The sequence below is a fragment of the Virgisporangium aurantiacum genome, from assembly GCF_016863635.1.
GTDB lineage: Bacteria > Actinomycetota > Actinomycetes > Mycobacteriales > Micromonosporaceae > Virgisporangium > Virgisporangium aurantiacum.
This window is the reverse complement of the sequence record NZ_BOPG01000024.1, coordinates 230814-246940: the sequence shown is the minus strand read 5'-3', so window position 1 is coordinate 246940 and position 16127 is coordinate 230814. Positions and strand designations below refer to the sequence as shown.

The following is a 16127-nucleotide window of genomic DNA, read 5'->3' as shown; positions in this document are numbered from 1 at the left end:
AGCGTCCCTATCCAGGGACCAGAAGCACCTGGCACCGGGATCGCGGATCGGGGGACAATCCGGCGCATGGAGTCGCGGCGGGCCGAGCTGGGGCGGTTCCTGCGCAGCCGACGGGAACGGATCACCCCCGGCGAGGTGGGGCTGTCGAACAGCGACCGCCGGCGCACACCCGGCCTGCGGCGCGAGGAGGTGGCGGCGCTCGCCGACGTCGGCGTCAGCTGGTACACGTGGCTGGAACAGGGGCGCGACATCCAGGCGTCCGCCGCGGTGCTCGGCGCGGTCGCCCGGGCGCTGCGCCTCGACCCGCACGAGCGTCGCCATCTCTTCGCCCTCGCCGGTGCGCTCGACCCGGCCGCAACGGCCGCGCCGGCCGCGGCGGCGGTGCCGCCCGAGATCTTCGCCCTGCTCGGGCAGCTCGACCCGTTCCCGGCCAACGTCCAGAACGCCCGCAGCGACCTGCTGGCCTACAACACCGCCTACCGGCTGTTGATCAGCGACCTCGACGCCCTGCCGGCCGACGACCGCAACGTGGCCTGGCTGACGTTCACCCATCCCGCCTGGCGGCGGTCGCTGGCCGACTGGCCGGTGACCGCCGACCGGGTGGTGGCCCAACTGCGGGCCGCCCGCGCCGGGCACCGGGACGACCCGGCCTGGTGCGAGCTGCTCGACCGGCTCCGGGACGCCTCGCCGGAGTTCGCGCGACGGTGGCGGGCGCACGACATCGCGCAACCGGAGGCCCGGTACAAGGCGTACCTGCACCCGCGGCTGGGCCTACTGCGGTTCACCCACACCCAGTTGTGGCTCGGTCCCACGTCCACCACCCGGCTGACCACGTTCATCCCGATCGGCGCCGACACCCGTACCGCGTTGGACCGGCTGGTCGCGTCACCGATGTCAGCCGGCCGGGCCTGAGTCGGTCACCAGGGCGCGCAGGCGGTCGACGGCGTCGGCGCGCACGCCGGACGCCACCGGGTCGTCGGTGACGCGGGCGGCGCGGACCGCCACCGGCCTCGGCGTGCGGTCGGTCGCGGCGCGGATCGCGTCGAGCATGGTCGGGCCCCAGGGGCCGCCGACGACGATCTCGTGCGGGTCGCAGAGGGCGACGGCGGCCGCCACCACACCCGCGATCGCGCCGCCGATCACCGCACGGGTGGCCGGGTCCGCGGCGATGACGCGACCGACGTCGATGGCCGTCGTGCCGGGTTGGCGCAGACCCAGGTGGCCGAAGACGTCGATGAGGTGGACGGCCCGGCCGTCCGGGCCGGTGGTCAGGACGTGGGCGATCTCGCCGACCAGGCCGGTCCGGCCACGGCGGACCTCGCCGTCGTTGACGACCGCGCAGCCGAGACCCTCGCCGAGGTACAGGTAGACGAAGTCGGGACCGGTGTGGGCGCGTTCGGCCAGGGCGGCCCAGTTGACGTCGTTGTCGACCACGACCGGGCCGGTGACGTGGGGCCGGAGGACGGCCACCGGGTCCAGCTCGCCGACGAGGAACGGCGAGTCGGGGAGGTGCACCAGGCGTCCGCTCTCGCGGTCCACCGGATCGGCCGCGCCGACCACCGCCAGCCGGGCCCGATCGCCGGCGCAGGCCTCCGCGACCGCCGTCCGCAGCGCGGCGGCGACCTGTTCCGGACGCGCGGGGCGGTCGACGTCGCGGGCCGCCCGCGCCACGGTGTCGCCGTAGACGTCGACCCGGGTCGCCACGACACCGCCGGGAGCGATGGTGACCGCCAGCGCCGCACCGACCGCCGGCGCCAGCGCGTAGTACGAGCCGACCCGCCCCCGGCCGCGACCGCCGGGGGTGCGCTCGCCGGTGTCGGTGACCAGGCCCCGCTCGCTGAGGCGCCGGACGCTCTCCCCCGCGGTCGGCTTCGAGATGCCGATCTCGGTGGCCAGTTCGGCCCGGGTGAGGCGGCGGTGCCGCATCAGCGCGCGCAGGACGTGCTCGTCGGTGACCGAACGCACCATCTCCACGGGACGCGATTCTAGTCAGGGGACTTGCCTGGAAAGCGACCGACCCGTACGGTCAATACAAGTAAGGACCCTTGACTTGAAAGGATCACGCCGATGCCGGTCACCGCCGCCCTGCCCCACTGGGAGGAGACGCCCACCGATCTCCGGGCCGCCACCCGCGAGATCAAGACCGCCCTGCGCGAGCGGATCGCCGCGTCGGGCCGGACCGTCGACGAGGTGTTCGCCGTGATCGAGGCGCGGGTGCAGGTCGCGATCGACGAGATCGTCGCGGCCCGCCGGCGCGGCGAACCGGTCTGGCCCGTCATCGACTACGCCGACATCGCCGCCGGCACGGTGTCCCCGTCGCAGGTGGCCCTGCTCAAGCGGCGGGGCTGCCTCGTGGTCCGCAATCAACTCGACCGCGATCAGGCCCTGCGATGGGACGCCGACATCGTCGACTACGTGGAGAGCAACCGGTTCTTCGAGAACTACCGGGGACCCGGCGACGACTTCTTCGGCAGCGTCGGCTCCAAGCCGGAGATCTACCCCGTCTACTGGTCGCCGGCGCAGATGCAGGCCCGGCAGAGCGAACGCATGGCCACGGTCCAGGCGTTCCTGAACCGGCGGTGGACGTCGTCGTCGGAGGGCGTCCAGTGGTTCGACCCCGACCGCGACTCGCTCTACCCCGACCGGATCCGCCGCCGTCCCGAGGGCGCCGACTCGGCCGGCCTCGGCACGCACCTCGACCCCGGCACCCTCGACCTCTGGATGACCAGCGCCTACCAGCAGGCGTTCCGGCACCTCTTCGACGGCGACGTCGAGCGGTACGACCCGTGGGACGCCGCCTACCGCACCGCCGGCCCGCAGTACCCCGGCTCCACGATGTGCTCGGCGTTCCGCACGTTCCAGGGCTGGACCGCCCTGTCGGACATGGACCACGACCAGGGCGTGCTGCACACCGTCCCGATTCCGGCGGCGATGGCGTACCTGATGCTGCGCCCGCTGCTGTCGGACGTGCCCGACGACGACATGTGCGGCGTCACCGTCAACCAGGTCTTCCCGGCCGGTCACAAATGGCACGCGCCACTCATGGAGGCGTTGTCGGGCATCCCCGACGTGCGGGCCGGCGACTCCGTCTGGTGGCACTGCGACATGATCCACAGCGTGGCTCCGGTCGAGGCGCAGAAGGGCTGGGGCAACGTCATGTACATCCCGGCCGCGCCGTGGTGCCCGCGCAACGAGGAGTACGCCGCGTCGGTGCGGGCGGCGTTCCTCAGCGGGGAGAGCCCGAGCGACTTCCCCGCCGAGCACTACGAACGCGACTGGCCAAACCGCTTCCGCCCGGACGACCTCAACGACATCGGCCGCCGCGGCCTCGGCCTCTGATCCGGCGATCTTGGACTCCGCACGGGCCTCTGGCACCGCAAGGAGTCCAAGATCGCGGGAGCTAGGCGCTGAAGTTGGCGCGGAACACGCCCTGGGGGTCGCGGTCGGCCTTGATCCGGCGGAGGCGGGCGATCGCCTCCGGCGGCAGCGCGTCGGACAGGGACTCCTCGGGGTTGAGGAACGTCACCGGCTTACGGCCAGAGGTCGGCAGGGCCTCCGCCAGTTCGCGCTGGCGGGCGGCCACCGCCGGGGTCGGCGGGCCGAACAGGTACGCCAGGAACGGCTCGGCCAGCGCGCCGTGCGGGCTGTCGCTCTCCCGCGCCAGCGCACCGCCCAGGTGCCGCACCTGCACCGCCATCAGCGGGGCGATGGGCTCGGCCAGCAGCGTGTCGAGAGCGTCGTCCAACGACGTCAACAGCTCGGCGCGACCCATGCCGGGGCTCGGGTCGGTCGGTTCGGCGGTGATGCTCCCGAGTTCCGACACGGCCATCGTCCGGCGGGAGTCGACCATCGGCGCGGGCAGGGCGTCGAGCGGCGCCAGCAGCTTGCGGGCCGTCTCCTCGTCGCCGAGGAAGGTGGTGTCGACGGCCACCATCGGCTCGGCACCCGGGAAGTGCACCAACTCCAGCCACGCGGTCAACTCGTCCGGTGCGTCCGGAACGAGCGACCGGAACGCGTCGGCGACGGCGCGCGTCTGACCGGCGTCCCAGAGCATTCGCCCGCCCACGACGGATGGTGCCGCGCGCAACGCGACCTCGAGCCCGACGACGATCGCGTAGTCCCCGCCACCGCCCCGCAGCGCCCAGAAGAGGTCCGGGTCCGACTCGCCGGTGACGCGGCGCAGCGTCCCGGACGCGTCGACCACGTCGAACGCGACGACGCTGTCGGCGACCCAGCCGAACGCCCGCCCGAACCAGCTCAACCCGCCGCCGAGCGCCACTCCGGTGACGCTCACCACGGGCGAGCTTCCGGGCAGGCCGGTCAGGCCGTGTGAAGCGGCGGCCGCCTGCAACTCGCCGGACCGGACGCCGGCACCGATGCGGGCTGTGCGGCCGTCGACGACGATGTGGTCCAGTTTGCCCGTCCGCAGCAGGATCGTGCCGTCGGTGCGGCCCGAGGCGCCGTGTCCGCTGGGCTGCGTGGCGATGCTCACACCGGTGGCCGCGGCGTGCCGCACCAGCGCGACGACGTCGGCGGCATCGGCCGCCTCCACCACCGCCGCCACCGGCTGCTCGACCGCCAGGTTCCAGGGCCGGCGCACGCCGTCGAAGCCCTCGTCGCCCGGAAGCCACACGCGGCCACGCACCACTGACTGAAGAGACATGTCCAACCTCGCACTCTGTGTACCGTGGGTTCGATCAGGTCGACGGAGGGGCCCGCGAAAACGTGACGACGACAGACCTCGCCGCCGAGTTCACCCGGCAACGCCCCCGGCTGCGGGCGATCGCCTACCGGATCCTCGGCTCGCACCACGACGCGGAGGACGCCGTCCAGGAGTCCTGGCTGCGGCTGCAGCAGGCCGACGCCGGTGCGATCGAGAACCTGGAGGCGTGGCTGACCGTGGTGGTCTCCCGGCTCAGCCTGGACCAGGTGCGGTCGGCGGCGTCGAAGCACGAGGACCTCGACGCCGACCTGCCGGCTGGTTCCGGCGACACCGGGGTCGAGGACGAGGCTGTCGCCGCCGACGAGGTCGGCGCGGCGATGCTGGTGGTGCTCGACGCGCTCGGCCCGCTGGAACGGCTGGCGTTCGTGCTGCACGACATCTTCGGGCTGTCGTTCGAGCGGATCGCGCCGATCGTCGAGCGCACGCCCACCGCCGCGCGCCAGCTCGCGTCGCGGGCACGGCGCCGCGTGCGCGAGGTCGACGTCGAAGCCGAGCGGTCGCGCCAGCGCGAGGCCGTCGAGGCGTTCCTCCGCGCGTCGCGCGAGGGGGACTTCGGGACGCTGCTGCGGCTGCTCGATCCCGAGGTCGAACTGCGCGCGGACGCCGAGGTGGTGGCCGCCGCCGCACCGTACGCCGAGCACGGCGCCCCGCTCCTCACCACGCGGGCCCGGGGCGCCGACGCGGTGGCCCGGGTGTTCGCCGGCCGGGCGCGGGAAACAAGATGGGCCGAGGTCGACGGGCTCGTCGGCGCCGCGTACGCCCCGGACGGCACGGTCCAGGCCCTCTACTCGGTGCGGATCAGGAACGGCCGCATCACCCGGATCGACGTCATGGGCGCCACCGACGTTCTGGCCGACATCCCGGTCACGCTGCACTGACCATAGGCCCGACCGCGGCGACGGAAGGCGGTCAGATCGGGCCGCGCGACGGTGAGCGCACCGGTGCTGGTGGGTTCACGTCGGGTGGCAGGTCCATGCGGTCGGCGCCGTGCATGAGGTCGTTGATTCCGGTCAACGTGCTCGTGATCAGGTCCTCCTCGACGCGGATCGCCGACGCCAGCGAGCCGATCGCGGACTCCATGTTGGTGACGACCTCACGCACGTCGCCGTCGGGCACCTCCAGGGTCGCTCCCGCGATCGCGGAACCGATCTCGGCCAGGCCCTCCGTGACGATCGCCTTGGCCTCGCCGGACGCGCCGGTCCAGGCGCCGATGACGTCCTGGACGAACTGTTGCAGCGCCTCCCGACTCTCGGTGGCCCGCCGGTCGCGCAGCGCTCCGAGCGCCGAGAGCGTCTGGTCGGCGATGCGCAGGATGCCTTCCCGCGCCGCGAGCACGACGCCCTCGTGCGTCTTGATGGCGGTCTTCAGCGCCTGCGCGATGTCGTACTGGTACACCAGGGCTATCAACAGGTCGGGCATGTACGTGTGGTGGAACACGTCGGACGCGCTGTCTGGGCCGCCACCCCAGCCCGCCAGCTTGTCCTTGATGAGGTCGTACGGGCGGGAGCCCTCGAAGGCCTCGTCGGCCTGCAGGCGCAGCCGCTCGACCACGTCGTCGGTGAGGACCGACGCGATCGACGCGGTGCCGCCGGTGATGTTGTACCCGCGGAACTGCTTGAACAGGTTGCGGTAGTGCTCCTCCAGGCCGGCCATGTCGTCGGCGGGAAGGCCGTCGAACGCGCTCTCGTCGCGCCACGGCGAGAACGGCACCCACGTGTTCGCCTCCCGCTCGTACCAGGCCAGGTACTCCCGGTTCATCTCGAACTGGGCGAACTCCATGCGGAACGCCTCGATGATCTCGTCGACCGCGGTGTTGAGCGCCTCGCGGAAGGTGTCGTCGTCAAGCATCCGGTGATCGGGCATCTCAGTCCTCCGGCGTTCCACCGATGTCGTGAAGCTCGAAGACGCCGGTGAGGTCGCGCGCCGTGCCGTCGTCGCTCGCGCAGTAGGTGTCGGCCATGTCGACCAGCGCCTGCCCGGCATGGTCGAGACGGGTCGCCGCCTCCAGCAACGAGTAGAAGTACGACCAGCAGACCGACGACCACACGTCACGGGTGCCGTCGTACATGCTTCCGGACGCGGTGTTGTCTTCGTGGAACGCCGACGACCAGTCGTCGACCGTTCCGAGCAGCGCCGTACGCGCCGCCTGCAACGCGTTGGCGATACCGGGCAGGTCCTGCTGACCCACGTCTCTGAGCCACTGCGGGTCGCACACTGTTCCCTCCATGACCCGACGGTAGGTGCGCGACCGGTCCCGGGCACGGCAGCGGGCCGACCTCTAACGCAGATTTAGCATCTACCCGGGCAGGCGCAACGACTCCGCCGGCGCGGTGCGGCCGGCGCGGATCGCCGGGACCAGGCCGGCCAGCAGGGCCGCCGCCAGCGCCGCCACCGCCAGTGCCGCCAGGAACACCCCGGGCACGGCGAAATCGAGGTGACGCGCGACAGCGGTCGACATCGTCAGCACCTGCCACGCGCACAGCACGCCCAGGCCGATGCCGAGCACGATGCCCTGCACGCCGACGAACGACGCCTCGACGAGGAACGTGTTGCGCAGCACGCTCGGCGGGAAGCCGATCGCCCGCAGCATGCCCAACTGCTGGCGCCGCTCGCGGACGCCGCGGACCAGCACGACGGTCAGCCCGGCCATGCCGACCAGCAGGCCGAGGCCGAGGAAGCCCTGGAGGATCTCGATGAACGCGGTGGCCTCCGCCGACTGGGTGGCGATGTCGGCGGCGAACGAGCGGGCGTCGGCGCCGTTGGCGAAGTAGTCGGCGTTCAGGGCCGCCTGCAGGGTCGTCGTGTCCACGCCGTCGGCGGCGGCGACGTACTGGCGCACCACCGGCGGGGTGTCGGCGAGCAGCAGGGCGGCCTGCCGTTCGGAGACGTAGAGGCCGGCGCCGACCAGCCAGTTCCAGTCGCTGAGGCCGACGATCTCCAGGTCGGTGCGCCGGCTCTGGGCGTCGACGACCTGCACGGTCTGGCCGATCTCCAGGCCGACGTACTTGGGCACGATGACGGCACCCGGGGTGGCGGCCACGTACGACCAGGCGTCCCGGTCGGAGGCGAAGCGGCCCGCGCGCTCGGCCAGTTGGGGTGGGCCGTTGCCGGCCAGTTCGGGCGTCACGAGCGTGACGGTGCGGCGGACCGGGCGGCCGTCGGTGAAACCCTGGCCGGTGCCCTGGTCGCGCTCGTAGGTGTCCAACGCCGGCGAGGCGACCATGGCGTAGCCGTCGGTCAGGTCGATCGCGCGGGCGACGTCGGCGCGGCCGCGCAGCGCCTCGGCGGTCACGGGTGACGCGCGGCTGCTGAACAGCACCACGTCGTAGCCGCCGCCGGCGCGGGCGATGTCCTTCGGCTCCTCCTGCGCGAGGACGGTGTTGAGCACCGCCGTGAACGTGACCGTGAAGATGACCAGCGCGTACATCGACGTCAGCAGCGCGGTGCGGACCGGTCGCGCCAGCGCGGTCGCCAACCCGAGCCGCGACGCGACGAAGCCCTTGCCCACCGCGCGGATGCCGGCGACGAGCCACGTGTCGAAGACCGCCACGATCGTGGCCGACAGCCCGATGAGCGCGACCCCCTGGACGATGAACAGCGTGATCTCGGTCTTCTCGAACAGCTCCGGCCGCAGCCCGAACGCTGTGCCCGCCCAGGCGATGCCGGCGCCGCAGCACAGCGTCACCGCGGCTCTCGGCCCGATCAGGGCGGTCAGTGCCGGGATCAGCCCGACCGCGATCACCAGCGGCGCGGTGAACACGGTGGCCTGGGTGTCCGGGGCCAGCGCCCACGCGGCGCCCGCGACGGCGCACAGCACCAGCCCGGTGACGATGCGCGGCCGCGAGTCGCCGCGGGCCCGGCGCGGCACCGCGTCCTTGAGCGCCGCCACGATGTTGACCTTCACCACCCGCATCGTGGTGACGAGCACCGTGAGCTGCGAGATGGCCAGCCCGATCACCGCGCCCGACAGCAGGCTGGTCGGCTCGACGCCCAGCCGCAGGTCGAAGTCCAGGCCGACCCCGAACAGCCCGTGCGCGGTGCGGATGACCAGCGCCGCGACGTCGAGCCCGACCCCGACGCCGATGATCGTCGCCAACAGCCCGTAGACCAGCCCCTCCACGGCGAACGCCCGCCGGGTGTGGCCCTCCTGGACGCCCACCGCACGCAGGGTGCCCAGCTCGACCCGGCGTTCCATGGCGAGCATGACGAACAGGTTGACGACGAGCAGCACCGCCGCCGCCACGGTGAACCCGCCCACCGTGCTGAACCGGGTGGTCGCCTGGTCGCCGATCTTGTCGGCCCGGTCGAGCGTCTGCGCCTTCACGGGGACGACCGTGGTGCGCTCGCCCAGCGTCTCGACGATCCGGCGTTCGGCCGCCGCGCTGCGACGTGCACCGCCGTAGGTGTCGCCGACGTTCGAGACCGCGATGACGTCGCGGATGACGCCCGGCCGGTCCCCGATCGCGTCGCTCAGCACGCCCTTCGCGACGATGATCGGCGCGTACCCGGCGAGCCCGCGCTCGGGGAGCACGGCGACGATCCTCAGGTTGCGGACGACGGTGCCGGCGACGAGTTCGAGGCCGTCGCCCGTGCCGAGGCGCAACCGGTCGGCCAGGTCGGCGTTGACCGCCACCTCGTCAGGCCCCAACCGCTCCGGCAGGTCCGTCAGGCCGGACGCGGCCAGGTCGTTGCCGAACCGGCGCGCCTCGGCCGGGTCCACCTCCCAGAACCGTTCCCGCGGCTGCGTCCGGCCGCGGCCGTCGGCGGCGCTGATGTCACCCTCACGCACCGCCATCACCGACTCGATCGGCGTGTCCTCCGCCGAGCGCACCGCGTTCAGCCTGCCCAGGTCGGCGTCGACGTCGGTGGTGGCCACCACGAGGTCGAGCGGGCCGAGGTAGGTCTCCGCCCGGGCCCGGAACGACGTCCCGAACGAGTCGCCGACGATGAACGACGCGGTGATGAGCGCGGTCGCCAGCATCGACCCGAACACCACCAGCGCCGCCTCGCCCGGCCGCCGGACCACGTTGCGCAGCCCGATCCGCCGCACGGCCGGCCGGAACAGGAGGTCGAACAGGATCGGCGGGACGAGCAGCCCGAGAACGACGGCGCAGGCGAGCGTCACACCGGCACCACGCGGCCGTCGACCATGTCGATGACCCGGTGCGCCCGCGCCGCGATCGCCGGGTCGTGGGTGACGATGACGACGGTGTGACCGCCCGCGGTCAGCTCGACGAACAGCTCGACGATTGCCGTGGCGGTCGACGAGTCGAGGTTCCCGGTCGGTTCGTCGGCCCAGACGACGGCGGGGTTTCCGACCAGCGCGCGGGCGATCGCCACCCGCTGCTGCTGCCCGCCGGACAGTTCACCGGGGCGGTGGTGCGCGCGGTCGTCGAGGCCGACCCGGGCGAGCATGGCGACCGCGCGCCGCCGCGCCTCGGCCGGCTTGACCGACGCCGCGAGCAGCGGCAGTTCCACGTTCTCGACGGCGGTGAGCACCGGGATCAGGTTGAAGCCCTGGAACACGAAGCCCATCCGCTTCGCCCGGTGGGCGGTGCGGGCCTTGTCGGACAACGCGTGGATCTCGTACCCGTCGACGATCACCAGGCCGGAGTCGATGGTATCGATGCCGGACAGGCAGTTCATCAGCGTCGACTTGCCGTTTCCGGACGGGCCCATGATGGCGACGAACTCACCGGCCCAGATGTCGACGCTGACGCCCCGCAGGGCGGGCACCTCCAGCTCGCCGGTGTGGTAATGCTTCACGACGTTGGCCGCGTACACCATCCGCTGCCGGTAGGTGAGCGCGCGCTCCTCGGGCGTCATCTCCGGAGTCTCCCCGGCAGGTGCACCAGGAGGTAGGCGCCGACCGCGAACACCATCCCGACGAGGCCGTCCACGATGTAGTGGTGGTTCAGGTAGACGGACGCGAACAGCACCAGCGCCCAGTACGTGACCGCGACCGTGCGCAGCGACCGGAACCGCAGCGCGAACAGCACGGCCAGGAACATCTGCCCGACGTGCAGCGACGGGCAGGCGCCGAACGTGTTCGAACTGGTGCTGTACTGGTTGGCGAACCAGGACGTGTCGAACAGGTCGTCGAACCGCGCCAGGCCGGCCGGGTCGGGCGCCGCGTCGGCGACGGCCGGACCGTCGCCGTAGACGTCGACGTACCACGGCGGCGCGGTCGGGTACAGCAGGTGCACGAGGTAGCCGGTCAGGTGCAGCCACAGCAGCGCCCACATCACCCGCTGCGCCTCGGGCCGCTTCTCCTTGAACCGCCACCACACCGCCATGACCAGGAACGCGGCGACGAACCCGAGGTACGTCAACGCCGACACGACGTCGAGCACCGCGAGGGTGTGCGTCTGGAACCACGCGGCGGGGGTGATCTCGCCGTGCGGCGTGTGGATGCCGAACCATGCCAGTTCCCAGGTGCGCAGCGCGGTGACGTGCACCGGCATCGACGTCACCTTCGCGCCGACGAACCGCTGCAGGTCGTACGCGGCCGTCATGACGATGAACGGCAGCGCGAACAGCACCACCGCGCGCCAGCGGTCGAGCATGAACACCGCCACCACCGTGACGACGGCGAACAGCACATGGGTGACCTTCAGGTCGCCACCGGCGACGTGCACGGCCACGAACACCGCGGCGGCCACCGAGGCGAGCAGGGTCCGCGTCAGTGGCCGGCGGCGGGTGCGAGGTTCGGACTCGGATTCAGCGACGACCATCGTCTGTTGCCGGGGCTGCCTTCTCAGCCGGTCTCGACCGGAGCGCCGTCGCGACGGCGCTGGCGGATCACGTAGTCGTCGGCGTACGCGGCGGCGAGGTCACCGGTGTCGGGGTCGAGCATCCAGGGGAACACGTGCTTCTCCGGGATCGACACCGGCAGCTCCACCTTCACGTAGGTGCCGAACACCTTGTCCCACAACGGGGACGTGACGCCCCAGTTCTGCTGCGGGTTGTGGAAGTGGTGGTAGACGTGGTGGATCCGGATCCACCGGTCGTACCGGTTGCGCGGCGCGCGGCGGTGGATGGACCGGTGCACCGCCTCGTAGTACAGGTACATGAGCGCGAGCCCGGCCACGATCCCGGCGGCGTTCACCTTGCCCATCACCGGCATGAGGGCGCCCCACACGAGCAGGGACGCCGGCGTGACGATCACGAACTTGATCGGCCACCCGGCGATGTAGCTCGTGGTCGCGTGGTGCTTCGCGTGTTCCTTCGCGAACGGGTTCTTCGCCTTCTTGCGGTGTCCCGCCTTGCCGTGGATGAGCCACTCCAGGGCGGTCCACAGCACGACGCCGAGCAGGAAGAAGCCTACGAACGACGCTGTCGACATCACCTGTCCCCCTTGCCTGTGATCTGGAATAGAACGGATGCGTTGAGCCCACCGAACGCGAACGAGTTCGACATGACGGTGCGGACGGGGTGCTCGCGGGCCACGTTCGGGACGCAGTCGAGGTCGCACTCCGGGTCGGGTGCCTCGTAGTTGGCCGTCGGCGGCACCGCGCCGTGCTCCACCGCCAGCAGGGCCGCCACCGCCTCGATGCCGCCCGACGCGCCCAACGCGTGGCCGGTGGTGCCCTTCGTCGACGACATCAGCGGCACCTCGCCGAACACGTCCTTGAGCGCGACCGTCTCGGTCGGGTCGTTGGCCGGCGTGCCGGTGCCGTGCGCGTTGATGTAGTCGACCTCGCCGGGTGCGATCTCCGCCGCGGCCAGCGCCTTGCGCATGGCGGCGGCCATTCCGGCGGCGGCGGGCCGGGTGAGGTGACCGGCGTCGGCGCTCCACCCGGCGCCCAGCACCTCGGCGCGCGGAACGAAGCCCCGGGCCCGGGCGTGCGCGACGGACTCGAGCACCAGCATTCCCGCGCCCTCGGCGAGGACCAGCCCGGCCCGGTTGGCGGAGAACGGCCGGCAGGTGTCCTTCGCCAGCACGCCGAGCGCCTCCCACGACCGCAGCGGCCCCTCGGCCAGGTAGGCCTCGGTGCCGCCGCACACCGCGACGTCGACCGCCCCCGACTCGACGAGCTGGGCGGCGATCCCGATGGCGTGCGTGGCCGACGCGCACGCGCTGGCCACCACGAACGCCGGCCCCTGGAACCCGAACGCGATCGCGATCCAGCTGGCCGGTGAACTGCTCATCATCTTCGGGACCGTCAGCGGGCTGACCCGCGGCCGGCGCTGCCGGTACAGCAGGTCGTACTGCTCCTCGATCGTCGCGACGCCGGCCGCGCCGCTGCCGATGATCACGGCCACCCGGTCGGGTGCGACCGAGTCGGGTGCGAGGCCCGCGTCGTCGAGCGCGCTCTTCGCCGCCGCGACGGCGACCAGCGCCGACCGGTCGCACAGCGCCGGCTTGGGCAGCACCGATCCGGTGATGAAGTCGGTGGACCCGATCTCGGCCACCGGCACCCGCACCTGCGGGCACGCCGACGGCGGGCCGAACGTGGGCACCGGTTCGACCAGGTTCCCCCAGAACGTCTTCAGGTCGGCGCCGATCGACGTCAGCACGCCGAGCCCGGAGACGGCGACCCCCCGCATCAGCGCGGTCCGCTCGTGCCGTCGGCGGCGAGCACCGACTGCGGCGAGACGCGGATCCGCTCGTCGAGCCGGGTCGCCATCGTGGTCAGCGTGGCGTCCATGCCGACCATGACCTCGTGCAGTTCGAGGCTCACCGCGAACTCGCGGTCGACGATGAACAGCAGTTCGAGCGCCATGAGCGAGTCGAGGCCCAGGTCGACGAGCGGCCGGTCGGGGTCGACGTCGGCGGGTGCCTCGCCCAGCATCGTGGCCAGGTGCCCGCGGATGACGTCGACGATGTACCGGATCCGCTCCCCGCCCGCCAGGTCGGCGAGGCCGTCCAACGACAGGCCGACGGGTTCGGCGGTGGCCAGCCGCTCCAGAACCGGCCGCTGCCCGAACCACGGCAGCGCGCCCAGCGCGGTCTCGTCCCAGGCGACGACGGACAGGTTCGGCTCGTCCTGGGACAGCGCCATCGTGACCGTCGACAGCACCCGGTCGACCGTCAGCCGCTTGAGGCCCAGCCGTTCCCACACCTCGTGCAGGTCGGCACCCTCCCGTGAGGCGCCGAACCCGACCTCGCCGATCGGCCCCCAGGCGAGGCTGACGGCGCGCACGCGGCCGCCGTGCAGGCGCCGCGCCACGCCATCGAGCACGGCGTTCGCCGCCGCGTAGTTCGCCTGGCCGGGTGACCCGAGCGTGGCGGCCGCCGACGAGAACAGCACCATCGCCTCGGCGCCCAGCCCCTCGGCGAGATCGGCGAGCAGCAGCGCGCCGCTGGCCTTCGCGCCGAGCAGCACCCGGGTCTGCTCGGGTGTGGCGGTCGCCAGCGGCGCCACGCACGACTCGCCGTCGAGCCGCCAGGACGACGCCAGGTGGAACACCCCGCCGATCGACTCGCCGCGTTCGCGCAGCCGGATCGCGAGCCCGCGCACCTGTTCCGGGTCGCCGACGTCGAGCACCTCGTACTCCACGGTGGCGCCCATGCCCTCCAGCAGCCGCAGGTTGCGCCCGCGGTCGGCGTCGAGCGGGCTGCGGCCGAGAACCAGGATCCGCGTCGCGCCCGCGCGGGCCAGCCAGCGCTCGATCTCGAAGCTCAGGCCCAGCGCCCCACCGCTGACGATGTGCAGGCGGTCCATCGAGATGCCCTGGCCGCTGTCGGTGGGCGGCAGTTCGGACGCGGTGAGGCGGGCCACGAACGGCCCGTCGTCGTGCAGCAGCACCTCGTCTTCCGCCGACCCGGACAGCAGGTAGGCGGCGAGCATGTCGCCGGCCGCGCGGGGGTCATCGACCTTCACGTCGACCAGGCCGCCCCAGCTGTCGGCGCTCTCGGTGGCGTGGCACCGGCCGATCGCCCAGACGAAGTCGTGCTCGGGCCGGACCGTGTCGCTGTGCCCGGGCCCGTGCAGGCCGGTGCGCGTGACGAGCCAGACCCGCGACCCCGGCCGGGCGGCGACCTCCTGGCACGTCCGGACGACCGCGTGCGCCCACGCCCAGTTGGCGTCGTCGGCGAGGTCGACCTCGGCCATCGGCGCGGTCTCGTCGACGAAGAAGACGTACCGCGGGTCGGCGGCAGCGATCCCGGCCGCCGTCCCGGCCGCTGTCCCGGCCGCGTCGTCACGAACCAGGGTGACGGACGGGTCGGCCGCCCGCAGCGCGTCGGCGAACGCGTCGGCGGCCCGGCTCGGCCCCCACGACCGGATCACCCAGGCGGCCTCCCCCGCCGCGCCGGGACGGGGCTCGAACGCCTCGGCCTTCTCCCACTGCAGGGTGAGGATCCGCGTCGCGTCGTCGGCCTCGATCTCGGAAAACCCCATGGTCATCACGCATCCCCCCGGACGTGTTCGTTGACCTCGCTCAGATACGGCAGCTGCGTGCGGACCTGGTCGCCGCGCAGGCCGAAGTCGACCAGGCAGGCGATCTCGTCGGCGCCGGCGTCCCGCATGATCCCGATGGTGTCGAGGGCGTCGCGCGGCGTGCCGATCAGCGACCGGCCGTCGAGCGCGCGCTCGAAGTGGACCTTGACGAACTGGTCGACGTAGCGGGCGTTCAGCCGGTTGAGGTCGACGTTGCGGTTGCGGGCGGTGGCCAGGCCCCGGGCCAGCGGCGCCATCGTCTTGAGGTAGTCGGTGTACGGCGCGCGGACGGTCTCGATCACCTCGTCGCGATCGGGTCCGACGTAGGTGTGCAGCATGACCGCGACGCGCCCGCCGGCCGGGTCGAGGCCGGACTTCTCCCGTTCGTCGCGGTAGGCGCCGATGTTCTCGCGCAGCTTGTCGAGGTTGCCGTCGAGGATGTGGGTCAGCACGCCGTCACCCCGCCGGCCGGCGCTGCGGAACGTCTCGATGCTCTGCGCGGCGGCGATCCACACCGTGAGGTCGCGCTGGACGGGACGCGGCAGCGCACGGACCCGGATGTCCTCGCCGGAGCCCGACCGGGCGTCGTGCAGCCCGCCCCGCCACATCGCCTGCACCTGGTCGATCAGCTCGAACAGCAGGGCGTGCCGCTTCTCGTAGCGGTCGGGGAAGAACGCGAAGTCGGTCGGCAGCCACCCGGAGGCGAAGCCCGCTTCGAGCCGGCCGCCGCACAGGTTGTCGAGCACCGCGAGGTCTTCGGCGACCCGGATCGGGTCGTGCAGCGTCGCCACCAGGCTGCCGGACCGCAGCGTGAGCTTCTCGGTGCGGGCGGCCACGGCGGCCAGCAGCAGCAACGGGTTCGGGAACGGTGCGCCGAAGCTGGCGAAGTGCCGCTCCGGCAGCCAGATGCCGGCGAAGTCGTGCCGGTCGGCGAACTCGGCCAGCTCGAGGATCGTGCGGTACTGGTCTCCGGTCTTCGCCTCCAGGGCACCGGAGAAGAACATGACGCTCAGCCGCAT

General features: G+C 72.5%; 14 protein-coding genes. 3 read left to right on the top strand and 11 right to left on the bottom strand.

Translation table 11 applies throughout. The annotated features are described in order from the left end of the window. Positions 1-66: 66 nt before the first annotated feature. Positions 67-912: a helix-turn-helix transcriptional regulator gene (locus tag Vau01_RS19595; RefSeq protein ID WP_203994763.1), complete on the top strand. Its 846-nt coding sequence runs from the start codon at positions 67-69 to the stop codon at positions 910-912. On the opposite strand, the gene Vau01_RS19590 is transcribed toward Vau01_RS19595, so the two are convergent. Next, positions 895-1968, bottom strand: coding sequence for an ROK family transcriptional regulator (locus Vau01_RS19590; protein ID WP_203995181.1), 1074 nt, complete (start codon positions 1966-1968; stop codon positions 895-897). The genes Vau01_RS19595 and Vau01_RS19590 overlap by 18 nt on opposite strands. A 99-nt stretch (positions 1969-2067) precedes the next feature. Here Vau01_RS19590 and Vau01_RS19585 point away from each other — a divergent pair, with 99 nt between their 5' ends. After that, entirely contained in the window at positions 2068-3339 is a 1272-nt protein-coding gene (locus Vau01_RS19585) for a YbiU family protein (protein ID WP_203994762.1), read from the top strand. Positions 3340-3400: 61 nt separating this feature from the next. Here the strand turns inward: Vau01_RS19585 and Vau01_RS19580 are convergent, their stop codons facing one another. Beyond that, a complete protein-coding gene (locus tag Vau01_RS19580; RefSeq protein ID WP_203994761.1) occupies positions 3401-4663 on the bottom strand; it encodes an FAD-binding oxidoreductase in 1263 nt (420 codons plus the stop codon). A 62-nt stretch (positions 4664-4725) separates the two neighbouring features. On the opposite strand from Vau01_RS19580, the gene Vau01_RS19575 reads away from it, so the two are divergent. Further along, on the top strand, positions 4726-5601 hold the full coding sequence (locus tag Vau01_RS19575; RefSeq protein ID WP_203994759.1) for a sigma-70 family RNA polymerase sigma factor: 876 nt from the start codon (positions 4726-4728) through the stop codon (positions 5599-5601). A 31-nt stretch (positions 5602-5632) separates the two neighbouring features. Here Vau01_RS19575 and Vau01_RS19570 read toward each other — a convergent pair whose 3' ends face one another. The 9 genes from Vau01_RS19570 to Vau01_RS19530 all read right to left on the bottom strand — a co-directional run bounded on the left by Vau01_RS19570 (position 5633) and on the right by Vau01_RS19530 (position 16127). Further along, the gene (locus tag Vau01_RS19570) at positions 5633-6571 is read right to left on the bottom strand and encodes a hypothetical protein (protein WP_203994757.1); all 939 of its coding nucleotides are present in this window, start codon (positions 6569-6571) and stop codon (positions 5633-5635) included. 16 nt (positions 6572-6587) lie between these two features. Next, complete coding sequence (locus tag Vau01_RS19565; RefSeq protein WP_203994754.1) at positions 6588-6950, bottom strand: hypothetical protein; 363 nt, start codon at positions 6948-6950, stop codon at positions 6588-6590. A 69-nt stretch (positions 6951-7019) separates the two neighbouring features. Then, positions 7020-9848 (bottom strand): FtsX-like permease family protein, encoded by a 2829-nt coding sequence (locus tag Vau01_RS19560; protein ID WP_203994751.1) that lies wholly within the window; start codon positions 9846-9848, stop codon positions 7020-7022. Beyond that, positions 9845-10549: an ABC transporter ATP-binding protein gene (locus Vau01_RS19555; RefSeq protein ID WP_239151709.1), complete on the bottom strand. Its 705-nt coding sequence runs from the start codon at positions 10547-10549 to the stop codon at positions 9845-9847. Before Vau01_RS19555 ends, Vau01_RS19560 begins: the two co-directional genes overlap by 4 nt. After that, positions 10546-11457, bottom strand: coding sequence for a phosphatase PAP2 family protein (locus tag Vau01_RS19550; protein WP_203994748.1), 912 nt, complete (start codon positions 11455-11457; stop codon positions 10546-10548). The genes Vau01_RS19555 and Vau01_RS19550 overlap by 4 nt, the downstream gene beginning before the upstream one ends. Before the next feature lie 23 nt (positions 11458-11480). Then, positions 11481-12068, bottom strand: coding sequence for a sterol desaturase family protein (locus Vau01_RS19545; protein ID WP_203994746.1), 588 nt, complete (start codon positions 12066-12068; stop codon positions 11481-11483). Beyond that, positions 12068-13273, bottom strand: coding sequence for a beta-ketoacyl-[acyl-carrier-protein] synthase family protein (locus Vau01_RS19540; protein WP_203994744.1), 1206 nt, complete (start codon positions 13271-13273; stop codon positions 12068-12070). The genes Vau01_RS19545 and Vau01_RS19540 overlap by 1 nt, the downstream gene beginning before the upstream one ends. Then, the gene (locus tag Vau01_RS19535) at positions 13273-15075 is read right to left on the bottom strand and encodes a beta-ketoacyl reductase (RefSeq protein WP_203994742.1); all 1803 of its coding nucleotides are present in this window, start codon (positions 15073-15075) and stop codon (positions 13273-13275) included. Before Vau01_RS19535 ends, Vau01_RS19540 begins: the two co-directional genes overlap by 1 nt. After that, positions 15075-16127 (bottom strand): MupA/Atu3671 family FMN-dependent luciferase-like monooxygenase, encoded by a 1053-nt coding sequence (locus tag Vau01_RS19530; RefSeq protein WP_203994740.1) that lies wholly within the window; start codon positions 16125-16127, stop codon positions 15075-15077. The genes Vau01_RS19535 and Vau01_RS19530 overlap by 1 nt, the downstream gene beginning before the upstream one ends.

Bases quoted from the DNA above. Each gene is read 5' to 3' on its own strand.
- Vau01_RS19580 (WP_203994761.1), bottom strand. From the start codon at position 4,663: ATGTCTCTTCAGTCAGTGGTGCGTGGCCGCGTGTGGCTTCCGGGCGAC.
- Vau01_RS19535 (WP_203994742.1), bottom strand. From the start codon at position 15,075: ATGACCATGGGGTTTTCCGAGATCGAGGCCGACGACGCGACGCGGATC.
- Vau01_RS19530 (WP_203994740.1), bottom strand. From the start codon at position 16,127: ATGCGGCTGAGCGTCATGTTCTTCTCCGGTGCCCTGGAGGCGAAGACC.
- Vau01_RS19550 (WP_203994748.1), bottom strand. From the start codon at position 11,457: ATGGTCGTCGCTGAATCCGAGTCCGAACCTCGCACCCGCCGCCGGCCA.
- Vau01_RS19570 (WP_203994757.1), bottom strand. From the start codon at position 6,571: ATGCTTGACGACGACACCTTCCGCGAGGCGCTCAACACCGCGGTCGAC.
- Vau01_RS19540 (WP_203994744.1), bottom strand. From the start codon at position 13,273: ATGCGGGGGGTCGCCGTCTCCGGGCTCGGCGTGCTGACGTCGATCGGC.
- Vau01_RS19565 (WP_203994754.1), bottom strand. From the start codon at position 6,950: ATGGAGGGAACAGTGTGCGACCCGCAGTGGCTCAGAGACGTGGGTCAG.
- Vau01_RS19545 (WP_203994746.1), bottom strand. From the start codon at position 12,068: ATGTCGACAGCGTCGTTCGTAGGCTTCTTCCTGCTCGGCGTCGTGCTG.
- Vau01_RS19590 (WP_203995181.1), bottom strand. From the start codon at position 1,968: ATGGTGCGTTCGGTCACCGACGAGCACGTCCTGCGCGCGCTGATGCGG.
- Vau01_RS19585 (WP_203994762.1), top strand. From the start codon at position 2,068: ATGCCGGTCACCGCCGCCCTGCCCCACTGGGAGGAGACGCCCACCGAT.
- Vau01_RS19595 (WP_203994763.1), top strand. From the start codon at position 67: ATGGAGTCGCGGCGGGCCGAGCTGGGGCGGTTCCTGCGCAGCCGACGG.
- Vau01_RS19555 (WP_239151709.1), bottom strand. From the start codon at position 10,549: ATGACGCCCGAGGAGCGCGCGCTCACCTACCGGCAGCGGATGGTGTAC.